We start from the raw sequence: 16842 nt of genomic DNA on the forward strand, positions 1-16842 counted from the left end.
TCGTCACCACCACCACCGATCCGACGGTTGTATCGCCGACCGGACCGCAACCGGGTCAGTCGACCGGGACGAGCGACACCGCGTCGACGAAGGCGGTGGCGTCGCCGGTGGCAGCCGATCCGCGCAGGGTGATCTGCCGGTCGCCCCCCGCCACCGAGAACACCGGCGTCGTGTGCGCCGTGAAGGTGTTGCCCGGGGGCGCGAAGCTGTCGACGACGACTCCGTCGACGACCACCTGGATCGTCTGCACCGCGCTGTAGCCGGGCCGGCGGGATGCCTGATAGCTGAGGGTGTAGTCGCCGGCGGCCAGGTCGATCGTCTGCGAGAACGCGCCGTGCTCACCGTTGCGCGATTGCAGCAGCGCCGTCTGCACGCCCTCCGGCGCCGTCGGCGCCCCGAAGGCGCTGCCGTTGCGCTGGATCCCCGAGCGTCCCGTGAAAGACCACCCCTCCGTGAACGGGGCCGACTTCACCCCCGTCGTGGCGGGCGCCTCGAACCCGGTGTTCGACAGCTGCGCCGGTTCCGGCGCGACCGGGGCCTCGATCCGGACGGCGTCGAGGAACGCCGTCCGGTCGCCCGAGGGTGCCGTGGCCCGGAACGTGATCGTGTGCCGTCCGCCGCCCGAGGTGAAGGCGCCCGTCCGTTCGGTCGTGTAGGTGCTCGTCGAGCCCACCGTGAACGATCCGATGACGGTGTCGTCGTAAAGCACGTCGAAGCTCTGAGCGGGATAGCCCGATCGCCCCGACAAGGCGAACACGACCTGGTACTCGCCGGCGGGGAATGCCACCTGCTGCGAGATCGTGCCCTGCACGCCGGCATCCGTCTTGAGGTACCCGACCTGCTGCCCCTCGGCGGGCGTGGGCGGCCCGAGCGGGCCCTGCCCGTTCTGGATGCCCGAACGGGTGTCGAATGTCCAGCCGTTGGTGAAGGGGCCGGTGCGCGAGCGGGTTCCGGCGGGCTTCTCGAAGCCGGCGTTGCTCAACGTGACGAGCGGGTACGAACCGGGCAGCTCGGGGCTGACGTAGCAGCGCTGAGTGCCGGCCGGGTTCGGGTCGCCAAGGGTCGCCGCATCGCACGCGACCGGCCCGGTCTTCGCCTGGTAGGTGAAGAGTCCGTCGCCGCCGAACGCGACGCTCTGCTGACCCGAGAAGAAGCAGGTGCCGCCTTCGTTCGCGCAGAGGGTGTATCCGTCGGGTCCCTGCGAGACCCCGCCGATCTTGAACAGACGGCTCGTCAGCCCCGAAGGCTGCAGCCCCGGAGCGAAGGCGCCCGCCCGGTACAAGCGAGTCGAGCTCTCCGCGAGGATGATCGGGCGCTCGTAGAGCGTCGAGGTTGCCGTGGGGGCCGATCCATCGGTCGTGTAGCGGATCTGGGCGCCCGGGGTCGCCGTCGTGAGCGTCAGGACCTCGGATCCCGGGTAGACGCCGCTGTCGAGATCGAACTGGACGGGGTCGACGCGTGCGGAGGAGAGCTGCGGGGTGACTGTCACAACTGCGACGGCGGAGGAGGTCGGATCGGCCGTACTCGTCGCTCGCACCGCGACCTTGCGCTCGGAGTCGACGGTGGGCGGGGTGTAGACGCCCAAGCTCGAGACCGAGCCGTTGCCCGGTCCGGCCACCGACCACGTGACACCGCCGGTGCCGTCGAGGACGTCCGCGCTGAGCTGCAGAGTCGCGCCCGTGGCGACCGTCGGGTCGACGTCGCCCAGGCGCACCTGCACGGCCGGGTCGGCCGTCGTGTAGATCGCGAAGGAATAGCCCTGCTCGAGGTTGTCGTCGAACGAGGTCCCCGCAGGAATGGAGGCCGACACGGTCGGCAGGAGGGCGTTCTCGTCGGGGACGAGGTCGTCGCTGTAGACCACGCGGTGGAAGTCGGCGTCGACGGCGGTGGTGCCGAAGTCGACCGTGAGGTCGGTGGGCGCCGCGCCCTTCGATTCGACCAGGACGGTGTAGTCGCCGGCGTCGTCCCGGAAAGCGGCAGTTCGGACATCCCCCGAGGACGACGACGAATGCAGGACGTCGCTGTGGGCGGGGATGTAGCGGCTCAACAGGCCTGCCGAGAGGAAGGTGCGACGGGGCTCGAGGCCCAGGATGACCGAATCCCACATGTTGTAGGTGCCGTTCGTGTCGCCGTCGGGGTCGACGGTCCAGGTGCCGTTGAGCTGCCAGACGAGCATGGAGTGCAAGCCGAGGTTCGCGCCCGCGATGACGTAATTGGCGTAGCCCGAATTCCACCCGCTTGCGTCGTCGGCCGACCAGCCGAACTCGGACATGTTGACGGGCTTTCCTCCCGCGACGCTCGTGCGCGCATTGATGCTCGCGGGCACGGATGCGTACGAGTCGCCGTAGGTGTGGAAGCTGTACTGGTCGAACGCGTCGCCGCCGTTCTGCGCCATATAGGCCGTCCAGGCGGGGGCGCCGGTCTCCTCGGGCCCCCAGATCTCGACCTCGTCGCGCAGCCCGTCGGCCACGAGGCGCTCGTGCACCGCCTGGGCCATGTCGACGTAGTAGGCCTGCTGATCGCCGGGCGCTTCGAAGTCCCAGCTGCCGTTGGGCTCGTTGTAATACGTGAGGTACTTGACGTTGTCGTACCCGCGGACGTTCTTCAGCTGGTCGATCAGGGCGGAGGCGGAGGCCGCGTAGGCGTCGAGGTCTGCCGGAGCGCTCGTCCAGGGGTCGACGCCCGGGATCGAGAACCAGTCGTGGACGCCCGCGCCGACCTTCCAGCCGAAGTTGAGCTCGATGTCGGTGCCGGCGGCCTGGAACGCGTCGAGGTAGCGGTAGAAGGCCTGCATCCGATCGCTCGTCCAGGTGTAGACGCCCTTGTCCTGCTCCATCCAGTCGATCTGGAACCACACGCGGGCGACCTTCGGCCGGAGCGTGGCGATGCGCTCGGCGTCGACGGCCCAATCCGCATCGGTGTAGCCGAAGCCGCGCGATCGCTCCATGAGGCTCGAAGGGATGACGTTGACGCCGACGCCGAGGAAGTCCTCCTGCACCACGGTGTCCGTGTCGATGGTGATCGTGGCGGCGTCGGCTGCCGCTGCGGGCGAGACGCTGCCGACGACGGCGAGCGAGGCGACCACCGCCCCGGCTGTCATCAGCGCCGTCCAGCGGCGCGGGGGAAGGGGGGATCTCATGGGTTGCTCCGTCGTCATCGAGGGGACCGTGTCGAGCGCAGCGGGTAGCAATACTACTCAGGAGCGCCTGCGCGGAAGCGTATGGCACCCTGGAAGGCCCGCGCAAGGGCTGGATTCGCAAACATTCGGGTAGTGAAGCTATCGACCGGGTCGGCGTCGTCGACTCAGGCGGGCTGCAGCAGCCCGACCAGGAGCAGGCGCATCGCAGCGACCGGGTCGGTGTCGTCGGCGAGCCAGCGGATCTGGATTCCCTCCCAGCCGCTGATCACGAGGTCCGCGAGTGCGCGCGGGTCGCCATCCGTCCGAAGCCGGCCGCGACCGCGGTCGTCGGCGATGGCGGTCGCGTAGGTCTCGGTGACGGCCCGGTACCGCTCGAGCAGCCAGGCGTGCGCCTCGTGCTCGGGGTGCGTCGCCTCGGCCGACACGATCGAGAACATGCGCACGAGCTCTCGCCGCTCGAGATTGCGCTCGACGATCGCGAGCACGCTCGGGATGAAGCCGTCGCGGGCTGCACGCTCGGAGAAGCCGGTGTCGGCGGCGTCCTCCTGTTCGAGGACGGCCGCGAGCAGCGACACCTTGGTGGGGAAATGATGCATGACGGTGGTGAGACCGAGGTCGAGCTGCTTGGCGATCTGGCGCAGCGACCCGCCGCGATAGCCGTGGGTTCCGAACACGGAGGTCGCCGACGCGATGATCTCGGCGCGACGCGCGGCGCTCTTCGCATACGGACCGCGGGGGAGCGGTGCGGCATCGGAGGGCATGACCCGAGCGTAGGGCACAGGAAACCGTGCATATGCACGTTTTTGGGTCTACGCTGATCGCATGGCAACGGATGACACGACGTATCGCTGGGTGAAGGATGGGGCTCTCGGGCCGGGGCGGATGCGCTACGGCGCCGATTACAACCCCGAGCAGTGGCCACGGGAGGTCTGGGACGAGGACGTTCGGCTGATGCGCGAGGCCGGGGTCAACGTCGTCTCGCTCGGCATCTTCTCGTGGGCGCTGCTCGAACCGCGCCCGGGTGAGTGGGACTTCGGCTGGCTCGACGACGTCATGGGTCTCCTGCACGAGAACGGAATCGACGTCGATCTCGCCACCGCCACCGCGTCGCCGCCGCCGTGGCTCGCGAAGCGGCATCCCGAGATCCTGCCCGTGACCATCGACGGCACGACGCTCTGGCCGGGCTCGCGGCAGCACTGGCGGCCGACGTCGCCCGTCTTCCGCGAGTACGCCCTGCGGCTGACCCGGGCACTCGCCGAGCGCTACGCCGACCATCCCGCGCTGGTCGCGTGGCACATCTCGAACGAGCTCGGCTGCCACAACCTCTACGACTTCTCGGATGACGCGGCGCGGGCATTCCGCGTGTGGCTGCAGGATCGCTACGCGAGCCTCGATGCGCTGAACGAGGCGTGGGGCACGGCGTTCTGGTCGCAGCACTACGAGGAGTGGGACGAGATCCTCCCACCGCGCGCGGCCCCCACGCAGCGCAATCCCGGGCAGCAGCTCGACTTCGAGCGCTTCTCGTCGGATGCCGTGCGCGACCACCTGCGTGCGGAGAACGCAGTGCTGGCCGAGGTCACCCCCGACGTCCCGCGGACGACCAACTTCATGGTCGCGCAGAACGTCCGCGACATCGACTACGCGAGCTGGCTCTACGACGTCGACTTCGTCTCGAACGACCACTACCTGCGTCCCGGCGAGCTCGGGCGCGACGACCTGTCGTTCTGGGCCAACCTCACCGGCAACCTCGCGGGCGGGCGACCGTGGTTCCTCATGGAGCACGCGACCAGTGCGGTGAACTGGCGCGCCGTGAATCCGCCGAAGCGGCCGGGTGAGCTCGTCCGCGACGCCCTGACCCACGTCGGTCACGGCGCCGACGCGGTCTGCTACTTCCAGTGGCGTCAGTCCCGGGCGGGCGGTGAGCGCTACCACTCGGGCATGGTGCCCCACGCCGGTGCCGACAGCCGGGTGTTCCGTGACGTCGTCGACCTCGGTGCGCAGCTGCAGGCCCTCGCCCCCGTCACCGGCACCCGCCGCGAGAAGGCCCGGGTCGGCCTCGTCTTCGACTACGAGTCGTGGTGGGTCAGCGGGCGCGACTCGCATCCCTCCGAGTCGCCGGCCTACGACGATGAGACGTTGCTGTGGTACCGAGCGCTGCTCGATCTCGGCGTGCGCGTCGACGTCGTTCCGATCGCAGCCGACCTGCACGAGTACGAGGTCGTCATCGCTCCGATGCTGCACGTCGTCCCGGCGGCGCTGCGCGACCGGCTGACCGCGTTCGTGTCCGCCGGCGGCCACCTCGTGACGACCTACTTCTCGGGCGTCGTGAACGAGAACGACCACGTGTGGCTCGGTGGTTATCCGGGTGCGCTCCGCGATCTGCTCGGCGTCACGGTCGAGGAGTTCGCGCCGATGCTCCCGGGCGAGACGACGGCGCTGTCGTCGGGGACAGTCGTGCGCGACTGGGCCGAGCGGATCTCGCGGGTCGAGGCCGACGTCGAGATCCTCGACACCTACCGCGACGGCGACCTGGCCGGTGCCCCCGCCGTCACCCGTCGACAGGGCGGCCGCGCCAGCGGCACCGGCAGCGCCAGCGGCAGCGCCACGTACGTCTCGGCTGCGGTCGGCCGCGAGGGCGCCCGCGCGCTGCTGCAGCGCCTGGCCGCCGATGTCGAAGCGCTCGCGGGCGACGCTCGCGCGGCCGACGGAGCGGTCGAGGTCATCGTGCGCGCCGACGAGCGCGGGCGGTACCTGTTCCTGGCCAACCGCACCGACGACGCGGTGACGGTGGCAGCCTCCGGCGAGCTGATCGGGGGAGCCGCGACCTCCGACGGCGCCACGACGACGATCGAGCCCCGGGGAGTCGCGGTCGTCGCCGACGGCCTGTCCGTCCGGTCCTGAGGGTCACCCGCCCGTCCGGCCCGCGTCGAGGCTCGCCTCGCGCGGGCCGGACCGCTGTCAAGAGCCTCGCGCGGGCACGACGGTCGGCCCAGCATGGTCCGTGACGAAAGGACCCTGATGACCGCCGACATCCTTCCCACCGACGCCCCGTTGCGCGTCGTCGCCCTCAACTGCTCGCTCAAGCCGGGCTCGGCCGAATCGAGCACGCAGCTCATGCTGCAGCAGGTGCTCGACGCCCTCGCCGAGCACGGCGCGTCGGGCACGCAGGTGCGCATCGCCGATCTGGGCATCGCCCCCGGCGTCGAGACCGACATGGGCGACGGCGACGAGTGGCCGTCGGTGCGTGAGCAGATCCTCGCCGCCGACATCCTCGTCCTGGGTACCCCGATCTGGGTCGGTCACGCCTCGAGCCTCGCGCAGCGCGTGATCGAGCGCCTCGACGCCGAGCTGTCCGAGACCGACGACGCAGGACGTCCGATCATGTTCGACCGGGTGGCGGTCGTGGCCGTCGTGGGCAACGAGGACGGCGCGCACAAGGCGACGGCCGATCTGTTCCAGGGGCTCAACGACGTGGGGTTCACCATCCCCGCGCAGGGCGGCACGTACTGGAACGGCGAGGCCATGCAAACGGTCGACTACAAGGACCTCGACGAGACGCCCGAGAGCGTCGCCTCGACGACCGCGACGCTCGCCCGCAACGCAGCGCACCTGGCGCGGGTGCTGCGCGCGGCGCGGTACCCGGCCGAGTAGGTCAGCCCCACCCGCCCAGGTAGGCGGCGACATCCGGCTCGTCCGCGAGCGGGCGGATGCCGGGTGCCGCCGCCTGCGCTCGCGGGAACAGGTCGTCGCGACCCCAGCGTTCCTCGCGTGCACGGGCTCGCGTCGCCCTCAGCCGCACGAGCGGCTCACCATCGGGAGAGAGCAGGGTGAGCGACCCCAGCTGCTCGGTGTCGAGCCGGTCGACCGCTGCGGCGAGATCGTCGCCGTCGACGCGGACGGGCCGCACCAGCTCGATGAGCACGCGCACCCGGTCGAACGCGGTGTCGGTGATGTCGGGTCCGGTGTCGTGGCGATCCGGCCACGCCGCCGCGCGGGCGGCGGGCAGCGCGGCCAGCGCGCTGTCGAGACTCACGAACCGCTGACCCGGGCTCGCCCCTGCCGGCCCTGCGACGGCGATGTCGACGCGGGCGGAGCGCAGCCCTCGGCCCGCCGACCCGGCGACGGGGATGAGGTCTGCGAGACGGATCGCCTCGGCATTGCGGTGGGCGAGGCCGCCGTCGCCGCGGCCGGCGGCATCCGGTCCGTCGTGCCAGGCGATCGCCTGCGGGACGTGCGCGAGCACGGCCCCCTGCAGCCAGGCCCGGTAGGTCCACTCCCAGTCCTCGCCGCCGTACGCGGTGAACGACTCGTCGAAGCCGCCGGTCGCATCGAACATCGTGCGTGAGCACGCGATGACGGCGCCGATGACGTGGCGGTAGCTGCGGTCGTCGGCCCGCAGCAGGTCGTCGCTGCGCCGGTAGGCGTCGGTGAGCCACGCGGGCTCGGGGAGCGCGCGCTCGGCGGCCGACTCGGCGAGGCGGTCGATGTCGACGCCGCGCAGGTCGGCGTGCCGGCGCCGGCCCACCGTGACGCAGTCGGGCGCGAGGGCGGGAAGCCGGGTGAGCTCGCGCACGAAGGCCGGCTCGGGCGCCGTGTCGGCATCGAGGAAGACCAGCACGTCGCCGCGAGCCCGGCGCACGCCGAGGTTGCGGACGGCGGCGAGGCGGAAGCCCTCGTCGGCCTGCCGGACGAGCTCCACCCCGTCCGGCACCTCGGGCGGCTCCGGAGATCCATCGTCGGCGACGATGATCTGCAGCCGGTCGGCCGGGTGGTCCTGCCGGTGCAGCGCCGCGAGGGTGCGGGCGAGCTCGTCGGGCTGACGGTAGTGCGCGACGACGACCGAGACGAGCGGGGGCTCGTCGGGCCACGCATCCGCGAGCGTGTCCCAGCGGTTGCCCGGCAGCGGCACCCCCCTCGGCGCCGTCGATGCGTCCGGGCTCACGAGGCGACCTCGTCCCACCACGAGCGGTACGACTCGCCGACGTCGTCGAGCGTCGGCGCGAGCGACCGGCCGGCCGGAAGCCACGTCGACGCGGGGTTCTCCCAGGCCTCGGCGAGGCGTGCGCCGAGTTCGTCCGGGTGGAACAGGGTCCAGGTGTCGGGTCGCAGCGCGTCCATCTCGAGGCTGTACCGAGACCGCACGACGAGCGGCCGGCGTCCCGCCTCGATCCAGTCGAGCATCGACCGCGACGCCGACACGTGCTCGTGCGCCGCGACGGGGATGCCGGGCGCGCGCAGGCTCGCCGCGAACGTCGCGTCGTCGAGGAAGCCCGAGATCTCGAAGTCGGCGCCGAGCTCGGCTGCGCGTACACGCAGGGAGTCGACATCCCCGTCGTGTCCCGGCGATGCCGCGCCGAGCGCCCGCACGACGGTGCGCCCCACGGGTCGTCCGGCCGCACGCAAGGCGGCGACGGCCTCGGCTGCCGCGTGAAGAGCGACGTCGTGCCCCTTGCCGGGGTAGACGAAGCCGGCGATGAGGACGATCAGGTCACCCGGAGCCGCGGCCGCCGCATCCGTGTTCGGGGCCGGCTCCCGCGTCCCGAGCGGGATGACGTGGGGCGCGGGCACGTCGCCGAGGTGCTCGCTCACCAGCATCCGCTCGTGCTCGCTGTTGACGGCGACCGCCTCGGCGGCGGCGAAGAAGCGGCGGTACGCCGCGACGCGCCGGTCGTACCCGGTGCCGTCGGATTCCTGCGGCAGATCGTGGAGCGTCAGCGTCAGCCGGCACACCGCTGCGAGCTGCTCGAGCGCGTCGGCGGCATCCTCGAGCGTCGGGCCGAGCAGGCGATCGGTGGCGTGCAGGTGCACACGCTCGCCGGCGCTCACCGCACGCAGCGCCGCCGGCAGGTCGGCCACGCGGACGGTGCGCGCCGCTGCATCACGGCGCGCCACCGCCGTCGCGACATCGGCGCCGTAATCGGTGACGCCGTGTCCGGGCGGGCCCCAGACGAGACAGAGGGGCGGGGCTTCGGCAGGCATCGGGTCATCGTTACCGTTCGCGCTCACTTCGGTCAAGTGAGGGCGGCTGGCCGCGCGCTCCGCTAGCGTCCGAATCGTGCGCCTGATTGGGCGCCGCCGAACGACGAGGAGAACCGTGACGATCGAGACCGCCAGCGCGCTCGGGGCCGAGGAGCCCGGTGCGTCCGCCGTCCGGGTCGTCGGGATCCCCGCGAGCCATCCGTATGTGCGGCGGGTGACGGATGCCGCGGGCGTCGAGCTGCTGCCCGACCCGCCGGTGCCCGGTGCCGCCGAGGACGTGTGGTGGCCGCCGGTCGCACTGGATCCCGCGTGGATCCGGGCCAACGCGGCACGGGCCGACGTCTTGCACGTGCACTTCGGCACCGAGTCGTTCCCCGCCGGGCACCTCACCGCCTGCGTCGACGCCGCTCGCGAGGCCGGCTGGCCCGTCGTCTTCACGGTCCATGATCTGACCCACCCGCAGCTGTCGGACCAGCAGCCCTATCGCGCTCAGCTGGACGAGCTCGTTCCGCGCGCCGATGCGATCGTCACGCTGACACCCGGAGCCGCCGCCGAGGTGCGCCAGCGGTGGGGGCGCGAGGCGATCGTGCTGCCGCACCCGGCCATCCTCGGTGACGGCGAGACGCCGCCGGTCGTCGCCCTCAGCGAGGACCTGCGCGTCGGCATGCACCTGAAGGACCTCCGCCCCGGCACCGACGGCCCCACCAGCGCGCGGGCGCTCGTAGCCGCTGTGGCGCGGCTGCGCGAGTCGGGGCGCTCGGTCGTCGCCGAGATCCGCATGCACCGCGCGGTGCGGGACGAGGCCGCGCGCGACGAGGTGCGAGCCGCCGTCGCCGGGCAGCCCTTCGCCGTGCTCGTCGAGCAGGCGCGACTGCCGGATGCCGCGCTGAACACCGCGCTCGCCGGCCTCGACGTCTGCGTGCTGCCGTACCGCTTCGGCAGTCACTCGGGCTGGCTCGAGCTGTGCTGGGACCTCGGTGTCCCCATCGCCGTCCCGGCGACCGGGCACTTCGCCGACCAGCACGACGACGACTCGACCGCCACGTTCGACCCCGGCGACGCCGACAGCCTCGCGGCCGCGCTGACCACGCTGCTCTCGCGCCACGAGGCCGTCGCCCGCCCCGGGTCGCTCGCCCGCGCCGAGCTCGTCGAGGAGCGCCGACGTCTGCGCCGCGAACAGGACGCCCGCACGGCGTCCGCCCACGCCGACCTGTACCGCCGGCTCCGCAGCGAGCGTGCCTCGTGAGGGGCCGCGCTCTGCGCATCGCGGTGATCGCGCCGCTGCGGTTCCCCATCCGACTGCCCCACGCGGGCGGACTCGAGGCGGCTGTGTGGTCGGAGGTCGAGGCGCTCCGAGCCCGCGGGCACGAGGTGACGGTCGTCGCGGTGACGGGGTCGCAGCACGTCGAGCCCGGCAGTGTGTACGAGATGCCCGAGCTCGGCTGGGACGCCGACGCCGTGCGCACCGACAAGACCTATCCGCCGGCCTACGAGACGCTCAGCGTCCCGCGGTTGCGCCGGGCGCTCGAGACGATCGGCGCGCACGCCGACGCGTTCGATGTCATCTCGAACCACTGCCTCCACGCTCTCCCGCTGCAGCTCGCCCCGCAGCTCGGGGTGCCGATGCTCACGACCCTGCACACCCCCGTCGACGACGCATTCGTGCGCGCGCACCGGCAGGCGGCCGGCCGGGGCAGCCTCTTCGTGTCGGTCAGCGAGCACACGCGCCGCGAGTGGCAGCACGCGGGAGTGCCGTCGACGCTGTTGGCCAACGGCGTGGATCCGTCCGTGTGGGTACCCGGCCCGGGCGGCGACGACCTCGTCTGGTTCGGCCGCATCGTTCCCGAGAAGGCCCCGCACCTCGCCGTCGCCGTGGCTCGGGCCCTGGGCCGGCGCCTCACCATCGCCGGACGTGTGGGCGACCGCGCCTACGCCGACGACGTGCTGCGGCCTCTCCTCGGCGACGACGTCACGTTCGTGGGCGAGCTCGAGCCGGCCGCGCTCGCGGCCCTCGTCGGACGCTCCGCCGTCGCGCTCGCGACGCCCGCCTGGGCCGAGCCCTTCGGGCTCGTCGGACCGGAAGCCCTCATGTGCGGCACGCCCGTCGTCGGGTTCGCCGTGGGCGGGGTGCCCGAGATCGCCGCGGCGAGCGTGGGGATGCAGCTGGTTCCCGCCGGTGATGTCGTCGCGATGGCCGGTGCCGTCGAGGCCGTCCTGCCCGAGGCGCGCGACGCGAGGTTCCGCGCCGCCGTCCGCGCCCGCGCGGTCGAGCGCTTCTCGCTCGATGCCCGCACCGCCGCGCTCGAGGAGATCTTCGCCTCGCTCAGCGACACGGCGGAGCCCGCCGAGCTGCCCGCATGACGCAGCGGATCGGCTGGTACGTCCACCACCACGGACGCGGACATCTCACGCGGATGCTCGTCATCGCGCGCCACCTCGGACGCGAGATCGACTGCTTCAGCTCGCTGGCCCGGCCCGACAACCTGCCGCCGGGTGTCACGTGGACCGTGCTGCCGCGCGACGACGATCCCGCGCCGCGCCTGCCGCACGACGACCCGACCGTCGGCGGCATCCTGCACTGGGCGCCGCTGCGCCACGACGGGCACCGCACGCGCCTCGCGGCGATCGCCGCGGCCGTGGCGACGGGGCGCATCGGCGCCTTCGTCGTCGACGTCTCGGTCGAGGTGACGCTGTTCCTGCGCCTGCTCGGCATGCCCGTGGTCGCGATCACCCAGCCGGGCGAGCGCGTCGACGAGGCGCACCGGCTCGGCTACGCCGCGGCCACCCGGATCGTCGCGCCGTGGCCGCGCGAGCTGTACGCGCCGGCGCACCTGACAGCTCTCGGCGACCGTGTCGCCTTCGTCGGCGGCATCAGCCGGTTCGCCGATCGGGTTCGCGACCCCGAGCGACGGACGGACGCGGTCGTTCTGCTGGGCGGTGGCGGCGGCACCGCCGTGTCGGGCGACGACGTCGCGGCCGCCGAACGGGCGACGGGCCGGCCGTGGACCTTGCTCGGCGCCGGATCGGGAACGTGGCGGGCCGACCCGTTCGCCGCGATCTCGACCGCGGCCGTCGTCGTCTCGTGGTGCGGGCAGAACGCCGTCGCGGATCTCGCGGCGGCGGACGCCCGTGCGATCGTCATCCCGCAGGATCGTCCTTTCGGCGAGCAGGCCGCGACTGCCGCGGCGCTGGACCGCAGCGGTCTCGCCGTCGCCGTCGAGACGTGGCCGCAGGCCGACCGGTGGCCGGAGCTGCTCGACCGCGCCCGCGCACTGCGCCCGGCCTGGGATGCCTGGCGGGTGCGGGATGCCGCGCAGCGAGCGGCCGACGAGATCGAGGCGGTGATGGCGCCGTGAGCGGCGCCGCGGTCGTCACGCTGTGCTCCGCGCCGCGCCTGGAGCATCTGCGGAATCAGCTGCGCGCGACCGCGGGGGTGCCGCGCATCGTCGTGTGGATCGGCGACGACGAGCCTCCGGTGCTCGACGCCGAAGCGGTCGTGCGCGTGCCGCCCGGCGCCGCGGGACTCCGTCTCGCCGCCGCGCGCAATGCCGGCGCGCGCGAGGCCGCGGCGCGGGGCGCGACGCTGCTGATCTTCCTCGACGCCGACTGCGTTCCCGCCCCGGGGCTCGTCGACGCCTACCGAGCGGCGGCGGACCGCAGCCCCGGCGCGGTGCTGTGCGGTCCTGTGACGTATCTGCCGGCCGGCGCTGCCCTCGATGCGGCCGCGCTGCGGGCGGCGACGGCTCCGCACGCGGCGCGACCGGCACCGCCGCCGGGTGAGCTGCGCCCGGCCACGGCAGCGGAGTACCCGCTGTTCTGGTCGCTCTCGTTCGCCGTCGCGCCGACGGTGTGGCGTGAGGTCGGCGGCTTCGACGAGGCGTTCGAGGGCTACGGGGGCGAAGACACCGACTTCGCGTTCTCGCTGCGCGCCCGCGGCATCCCGCTCGTGTGGGTCGGCGGCGCCGACGCCTACCACCAGTACCACGAGACCTCATCGCCGCCCTGGCAGCACCTCGACGACATCCTGCGCAACGGGGCGCTGTTCGCCGAGAAGTGGGGCGAGTGGCCGATGGGCGGGTGGCTCGCGGCCTTCGCCGAGGCCGGAGCCGTCGAGCGGGTGCCCGGCGGGTGGCGGCGCGTGACGGCCTGATCAGGCGGACGTTCGCAGCGGCGCCGGAGCCAGCAGCTCGCTCGCGGCGTCGATGAGATCCCGGGCGACCGGGTCGGGCGCGAAATCGGCCATCTGTGCGCGGGCCCGCTCGGCGAGCGTGAGCGCCCAGCTGGGGTGACGCAGCGCGACGGTGATCGCGGCCGCCAAGCGTTCGGGATCCGCGGGCGGAACGCTCTGACAATCCTGCCCGTCGGTGCAGAAGTCGTCGAACCCGCTGCCGGAGGTCACCACCAGCGGGGTGCCGATCGCCTTGACCTCGAGCGCGACGTTGCCGAAGCCCTCCCACCGCGAGGGGCAGATCGCGACGTCGGCCCGACCGATGGCGCCGTAGAGCTCGTCGCCGCCGACGTGGCCGAGCCAGGTGACCCGGTCCCGCGCCGTCGGCGGCAGCAGCTCGCGCAGCCCGTCGCGGGTCGGCTCGAAGCGTGCGTCGCCGCCGGCACCGGCGAAGACGAGTCGCGCCTCGGGGAGCTCGGCGTGCACGCGGGCGAACGCCGCGACGGCATCCTCGACGCCCTTGCGTCGTTCGGAGCGTCCGAGGAACAGCACGACGGGTGCGCCGTCGTCGGGCCATCCCAGGGGCGGCGCAGCGGCGAGGGCCGCGGCGGCGACCGCCTCGACGTCGATGCAGTTGCGCACGATGCGGGCGGGCGGCAACCCCGGGTAGAGAGCCGCGGTGCGCTCGAGCATCGCAGCCGAGATCGCGATGACGCCCGCCGACCGCTGCAGCTGACGGCGTTCGGCCTTCATCTGCACCATCCGTGACACGCGCGTGTCGACGGGCAGGTCACGCAGCGACAGCCCCGACACGTCATCGGCCAGACGCGCACCCGTGGCGAGGTTGGTCAGCAAGGGGGTGCCGGGAGGGAGGGCGGCGCCCAAGCCCGCCCACTCGGGAGCGAAGACGACGTCGTAGGGCCGCCGCCGGTACGTGCGGCGCAGCCGCCGGGCCCGCGCGCCGATCGCGTGGGGACGATGGTGCGTCGGCATGGTCGCATGGTCGACGAGGTGCACGTCACCGGGGACGTCCTCGGCGACGAGGTCGTCGTCGGCGAGCACCGCGAGGTCGACCGCGACACCCTGGCGCACGAGCGCCGGGAGGAGTGCCGCGTAGTGTCGTCCGATGCCGCCGGTGTAGGCGGTGAGTCCGGCGTACTCGGTCGTGGCCACGAGCCAGCGCGGCGTCTCGGCATCGTCTCGGATCGTTCCCATCGCGGCGTCGCCTCCTTCGCGTCCGCCATAGCGTGCCCTACCCGCCCCGGGCAAGGGCGGGGCCTTGACGCCGTGCCGGGCGGAGGGTTAGCGGGCGCGGCGGACGACCGCCCGGCCGCGGCGCACGACCGCCCGGCCGCGGCGCACGACCGCCCGGCCTCGGCGGACGACCGCCCGGGCCCGGCGGAGCACCGCCCGCACGGCGCGCCCTGCTTCGCGGAGCAGTGGTCGCGTGCGGCGCTGGAGACGCCGTCGGCGCTGCGCCGTCCGCAGCACCGATGCCCACCGTCGCCGGATGCGGTCGGTGCTGTACTCCGCCGCGGTGGCGCGAGCCCGAGCGCGCATCGCGGCGCGGCGCTCCGGCGAGAGCTGTTCCGCCGCGCGGACGGCCTCGGCGAGGGCATCGACGTCGCCGTCCGGGACGAGCCAGCCGTTCTCTCCGTGGCGGATGAGGTCGGCCGGGCCATAGGCGATGTCGTAGGCGATGGGCAGGCAGCCGGCGGCCATCGCCTCGACCAGGACGAGCCCGAACGCCTCCGACCTGCTCGTCAGCAGCAGCACGCTCGCTGCCGTGAGCGCGCCGGCGGGGTCGTCGGTGTGGCCGTGGAACCGGATCGCGGGATCGCCCGCGGCCCGCGCAGCGAGCTCGTCGGCCCGTGAGCCGGTGCCGTACACGTCGAGTCGCATCGCCGGGCTCGCGTCTCGATGCAGCCGCATGACCGCGTCGACGGCGTGGTCCACGCGCTTGATGGGCTCGAGCCGCGCGATGACGACCGCGGACGTGCGGTCGGATTCCGCCGGCAGCGCCGTCGCGGGCACCGGTGCGACGGGGTGGGCCACCGCTGTCAGGAGCGGGCGCGAACCGACGAGGGCGCGCACATCGCGGCGCTGGGCATCGGTGGCGAACGCCACGGCGTCGAAGTCGTCGAGGCGTGCGAAGACGGGCTGCCGCGACGCGCGCACCGACCCCGGCGTCGGCCCGCGGTGCGAACCGTGGACGACGTGGACGACGGTCACGCGCGGGCGGCGGTAGTCCGCGGCGAACGGCGCGACGGTCTTGCTGTCGACGATGACGAAGGCCTCGTCGTCGCCGACGAGACTGTCGAGCCAGTCGCCGTAGAGGTCGTACCGGCGGCGCCAGGAGCGCACCGGCGAGCCCATCGGATCGATCGCGACGAGCAGGCGCCCGCCTGCGGCCGGTCGGCGCTCCGACAGCGCGATCGAGCCGTCGGCACGCAGGTGGTCGATGTCGATCGGACGCCCGTCATCGCCGAGGCGGACTCGGCGCACCGCGACCCCGTCGACCTCGTCCGTGACGACGCCGTCGATGCCGTCGCGCAGCGGGGCAGGGGCCGGACGCGCGTTCGACGATGGCGGGATGTCGCCCGAGCGTGCCCCGTCGTAGAGGTTCCGGACCCGCACCCCGGCGGCGGCGAGCTCGGCGAACTCCGGACCGAGTGCGGCCGGGCGGGGGTCGAGGGTGAGGACGTCGACGGGAGTGCCCGCCTCGGCGAACATCCGGCTGCGCTCCAGCAGCGCCGTCGTCATGCCCCCGTACGGGGTCGCGATGCCCCAGGTGAGGGCGAAATGGCGTCCGGCCGGAAGGTCGTGAGCGATCACCGCGTCACCGCGGTCCCGGCCGCACCGACACGTCGGGGACGAGTGCGTCGCGCGGCAGATCGAGGGCGGCCAGCACGGTCGTGGCGACCGACTCGGGGTCGATGAAGGCGGTGGGGTCGTAGGCGCGCCCTTCCTGCCGGTGCACCTCCTCCTGCATCGGCGTCGCGGTGCGTCCGGGGTACACCGTCGTCACCCGTACGCCGTGGGGCGCCTCTTCGCCTCGCAGCGCGTCGGCGAGGGCCTTGAGGCCGTGCTTCGAGGCGGCGTACGCGCTCCAGTCGGGGTGAGCGGTGAGCCCGGCGCCGGAGTTGACGAACAGCACCTGCCCGCGCGCCGCCCGCACGGCGGGCAGGGTGAGCCGCGTCAGCTCGGCGGCGGCGACCAGGTTGACGGTGAGCTGGTCGGTCCACGCGCTCGGACGCAGCTCGGCGACGGGCCCGAGCTCGACGATCCCGGCGCCGTGGATGACGGTGTCGAGAGCGCCGGGCAGGTCGGCCGCCGCCAGCGCGTCGGCGAGCGATTCGGGATGCCGCAGGTCTGCGGCCACGCCCACGGCCCCCGGGAGGAGCGCCGCCAGTTCGTCGGCCCGAGCTTCGCTGCGCCCGATGAGGATCAGGCGGTCGCCCCGATCGGCGAGGCGGCGGGCGATCGCCAGGCCGATGCCCGACCCCGCTCCCGTGATGAGGTGCGTCTGCGTCATGCGTCCATCGTCCCACCCGGG

General features: G+C 73.2%; 13 protein-coding genes. 6 read left to right on the top strand and 7 right to left on the bottom strand.

The window, feature by feature from the left end:
- Positions 1–55 precede the first annotated feature (55 nt).
- Positions 56–3139, bottom strand: coding sequence for a chitobiase/beta-hexosaminidase C-terminal domain-containing protein (locus ACPYN5_RS11100; protein ID WP_424449048.1), 3084 nt, complete (start codon positions 3137–3139; stop codon positions 56–58).
- 164 nt (positions 3140–3303) lie between these two features.
- A complete protein-coding gene (locus tag ACPYN5_RS11105; RefSeq protein ID WP_424449049.1) occupies positions 3304–3900 on the bottom strand; it encodes a TetR/AcrR family transcriptional regulator in 597 nt (198 codons plus the stop codon).
- 61 nt (positions 3901–3961) lie between these two features.
- Between ACPYN5_RS11105 and ACPYN5_RS11110 the strand changes: the two genes are divergently transcribed.
- Together ACPYN5_RS11110 and ACPYN5_RS11115 are read left to right on the top strand one after the other, a co-directional pair.
- Complete coding sequence (locus ACPYN5_RS11110) at positions 3962–6040, top strand: beta-galactosidase (RefSeq protein WP_424449050.1); 2079 nt, start codon at positions 3962–3964, stop codon at positions 6038–6040.
- Positions 6041–6157: 117 nt separating this feature from the next.
- Complete coding sequence (locus ACPYN5_RS11115; protein WP_424449051.1) at positions 6158–6790, top strand: flavodoxin family protein; 633 nt, start codon at positions 6158–6160, stop codon at positions 6788–6790.
- A gap of 1 nt (position 6791) precedes the next feature.
- On the opposite strand, the gene ACPYN5_RS11120 is transcribed toward ACPYN5_RS11115, so the two are convergent.
- Together ACPYN5_RS11120 and ACPYN5_RS11125 are read right to left on the bottom strand one after the other, a co-directional pair.
- Positions 6792–8081, bottom strand: coding sequence for a glycosyltransferase family 2 protein (locus ACPYN5_RS11120; RefSeq protein WP_424449052.1), 1290 nt, complete (start codon positions 8079–8081; stop codon positions 6792–6794).
- Positions 8078–9118 carry a hypothetical protein gene (locus ACPYN5_RS11125; RefSeq protein WP_424449053.1) on the bottom strand — a complete coding sequence of 347 codons (1041 nt, stop codon included), beginning with the start codon at positions 9116–9118 and terminating at the stop codon, positions 8078–8080. The genes ACPYN5_RS11120 and ACPYN5_RS11125 overlap by 4 nt, the downstream gene beginning before the upstream one ends.
- 115 nt (positions 9119–9233) lie before the next feature.
- Between ACPYN5_RS11125 and ACPYN5_RS11130 the strand changes: the two genes are divergently transcribed.
- The 4 genes from ACPYN5_RS11130 to ACPYN5_RS11145 are packed head-to-tail and all read left to right on the top strand — an operon-like array spanning position 9234 to position 13268.
- A complete protein-coding gene (locus tag ACPYN5_RS11130) occupies positions 9234–10364 on the top strand; it encodes a glycosyltransferase (protein ID WP_424449054.1) in 1131 nt (376 codons plus the stop codon).
- Positions 10361–11479 carry a glycosyltransferase gene (locus tag ACPYN5_RS11135; RefSeq protein ID WP_424449055.1) on the top strand — a complete coding sequence of 373 codons (1119 nt, stop codon included), beginning with the start codon at positions 10361–10363 and terminating at the stop codon, positions 11477–11479. Before ACPYN5_RS11130 ends, ACPYN5_RS11135 begins: the two co-directional genes overlap by 4 nt.
- Positions 11476–12474: a hypothetical protein gene (locus tag ACPYN5_RS11140; protein ID WP_424449056.1), complete on the top strand. Its 999-nt coding sequence runs from the start codon at positions 11476–11478 to the stop codon at positions 12472–12474. Before ACPYN5_RS11135 ends, ACPYN5_RS11140 begins: the two co-directional genes overlap by 4 nt.
- Positions 12471–13268 (top strand): glycosyltransferase family 2 protein, encoded by a 798-nt coding sequence (locus tag ACPYN5_RS11145; RefSeq protein ID WP_424449057.1) that lies wholly within the window; start codon positions 12471–12473, stop codon positions 13266–13268. The genes ACPYN5_RS11140 and ACPYN5_RS11145 overlap by 4 nt, the downstream gene beginning before the upstream one ends.
- Here ACPYN5_RS11145 and ACPYN5_RS11150 read toward each other — a convergent pair whose 3' ends face one another.
- The 3 genes from ACPYN5_RS11150 to ACPYN5_RS11160 all read right to left on the bottom strand — a co-directional run bounded on the left by ACPYN5_RS11150 (position 13269) and on the right by ACPYN5_RS11160 (position 16821).
- Positions 13269–14501, bottom strand: coding sequence for a glycosyltransferase family 4 protein (locus ACPYN5_RS11150; RefSeq protein ID WP_424449058.1), 1233 nt, complete (start codon positions 14499–14501; stop codon positions 13269–13271).
- An 87-nt stretch (positions 14502–14588) separates the two neighbouring features.
- A complete protein-coding gene (locus ACPYN5_RS11155) occupies positions 14589–16121 on the bottom strand; it encodes a glycosyltransferase (RefSeq protein WP_424449059.1) in 1533 nt (510 codons plus the stop codon).
- Between the two features lie 4 nt (positions 16122–16125).
- Complete coding sequence (locus ACPYN5_RS11160) at positions 16126–16821, bottom strand: SDR family oxidoreductase (protein ID WP_424449060.1); 696 nt, start codon at positions 16819–16821, stop codon at positions 16126–16128.
- Between the last annotated feature and the right edge of the window lie 21 nt (positions 16822–16842).

It is taken from the genome of Microbacterium arborescens (assembly GCF_049707515.1).
Lineage (GTDB): Bacteria > Actinomycetota > Actinomycetes > Actinomycetales > Microbacteriaceae > Microbacterium > Microbacterium arborescens_B.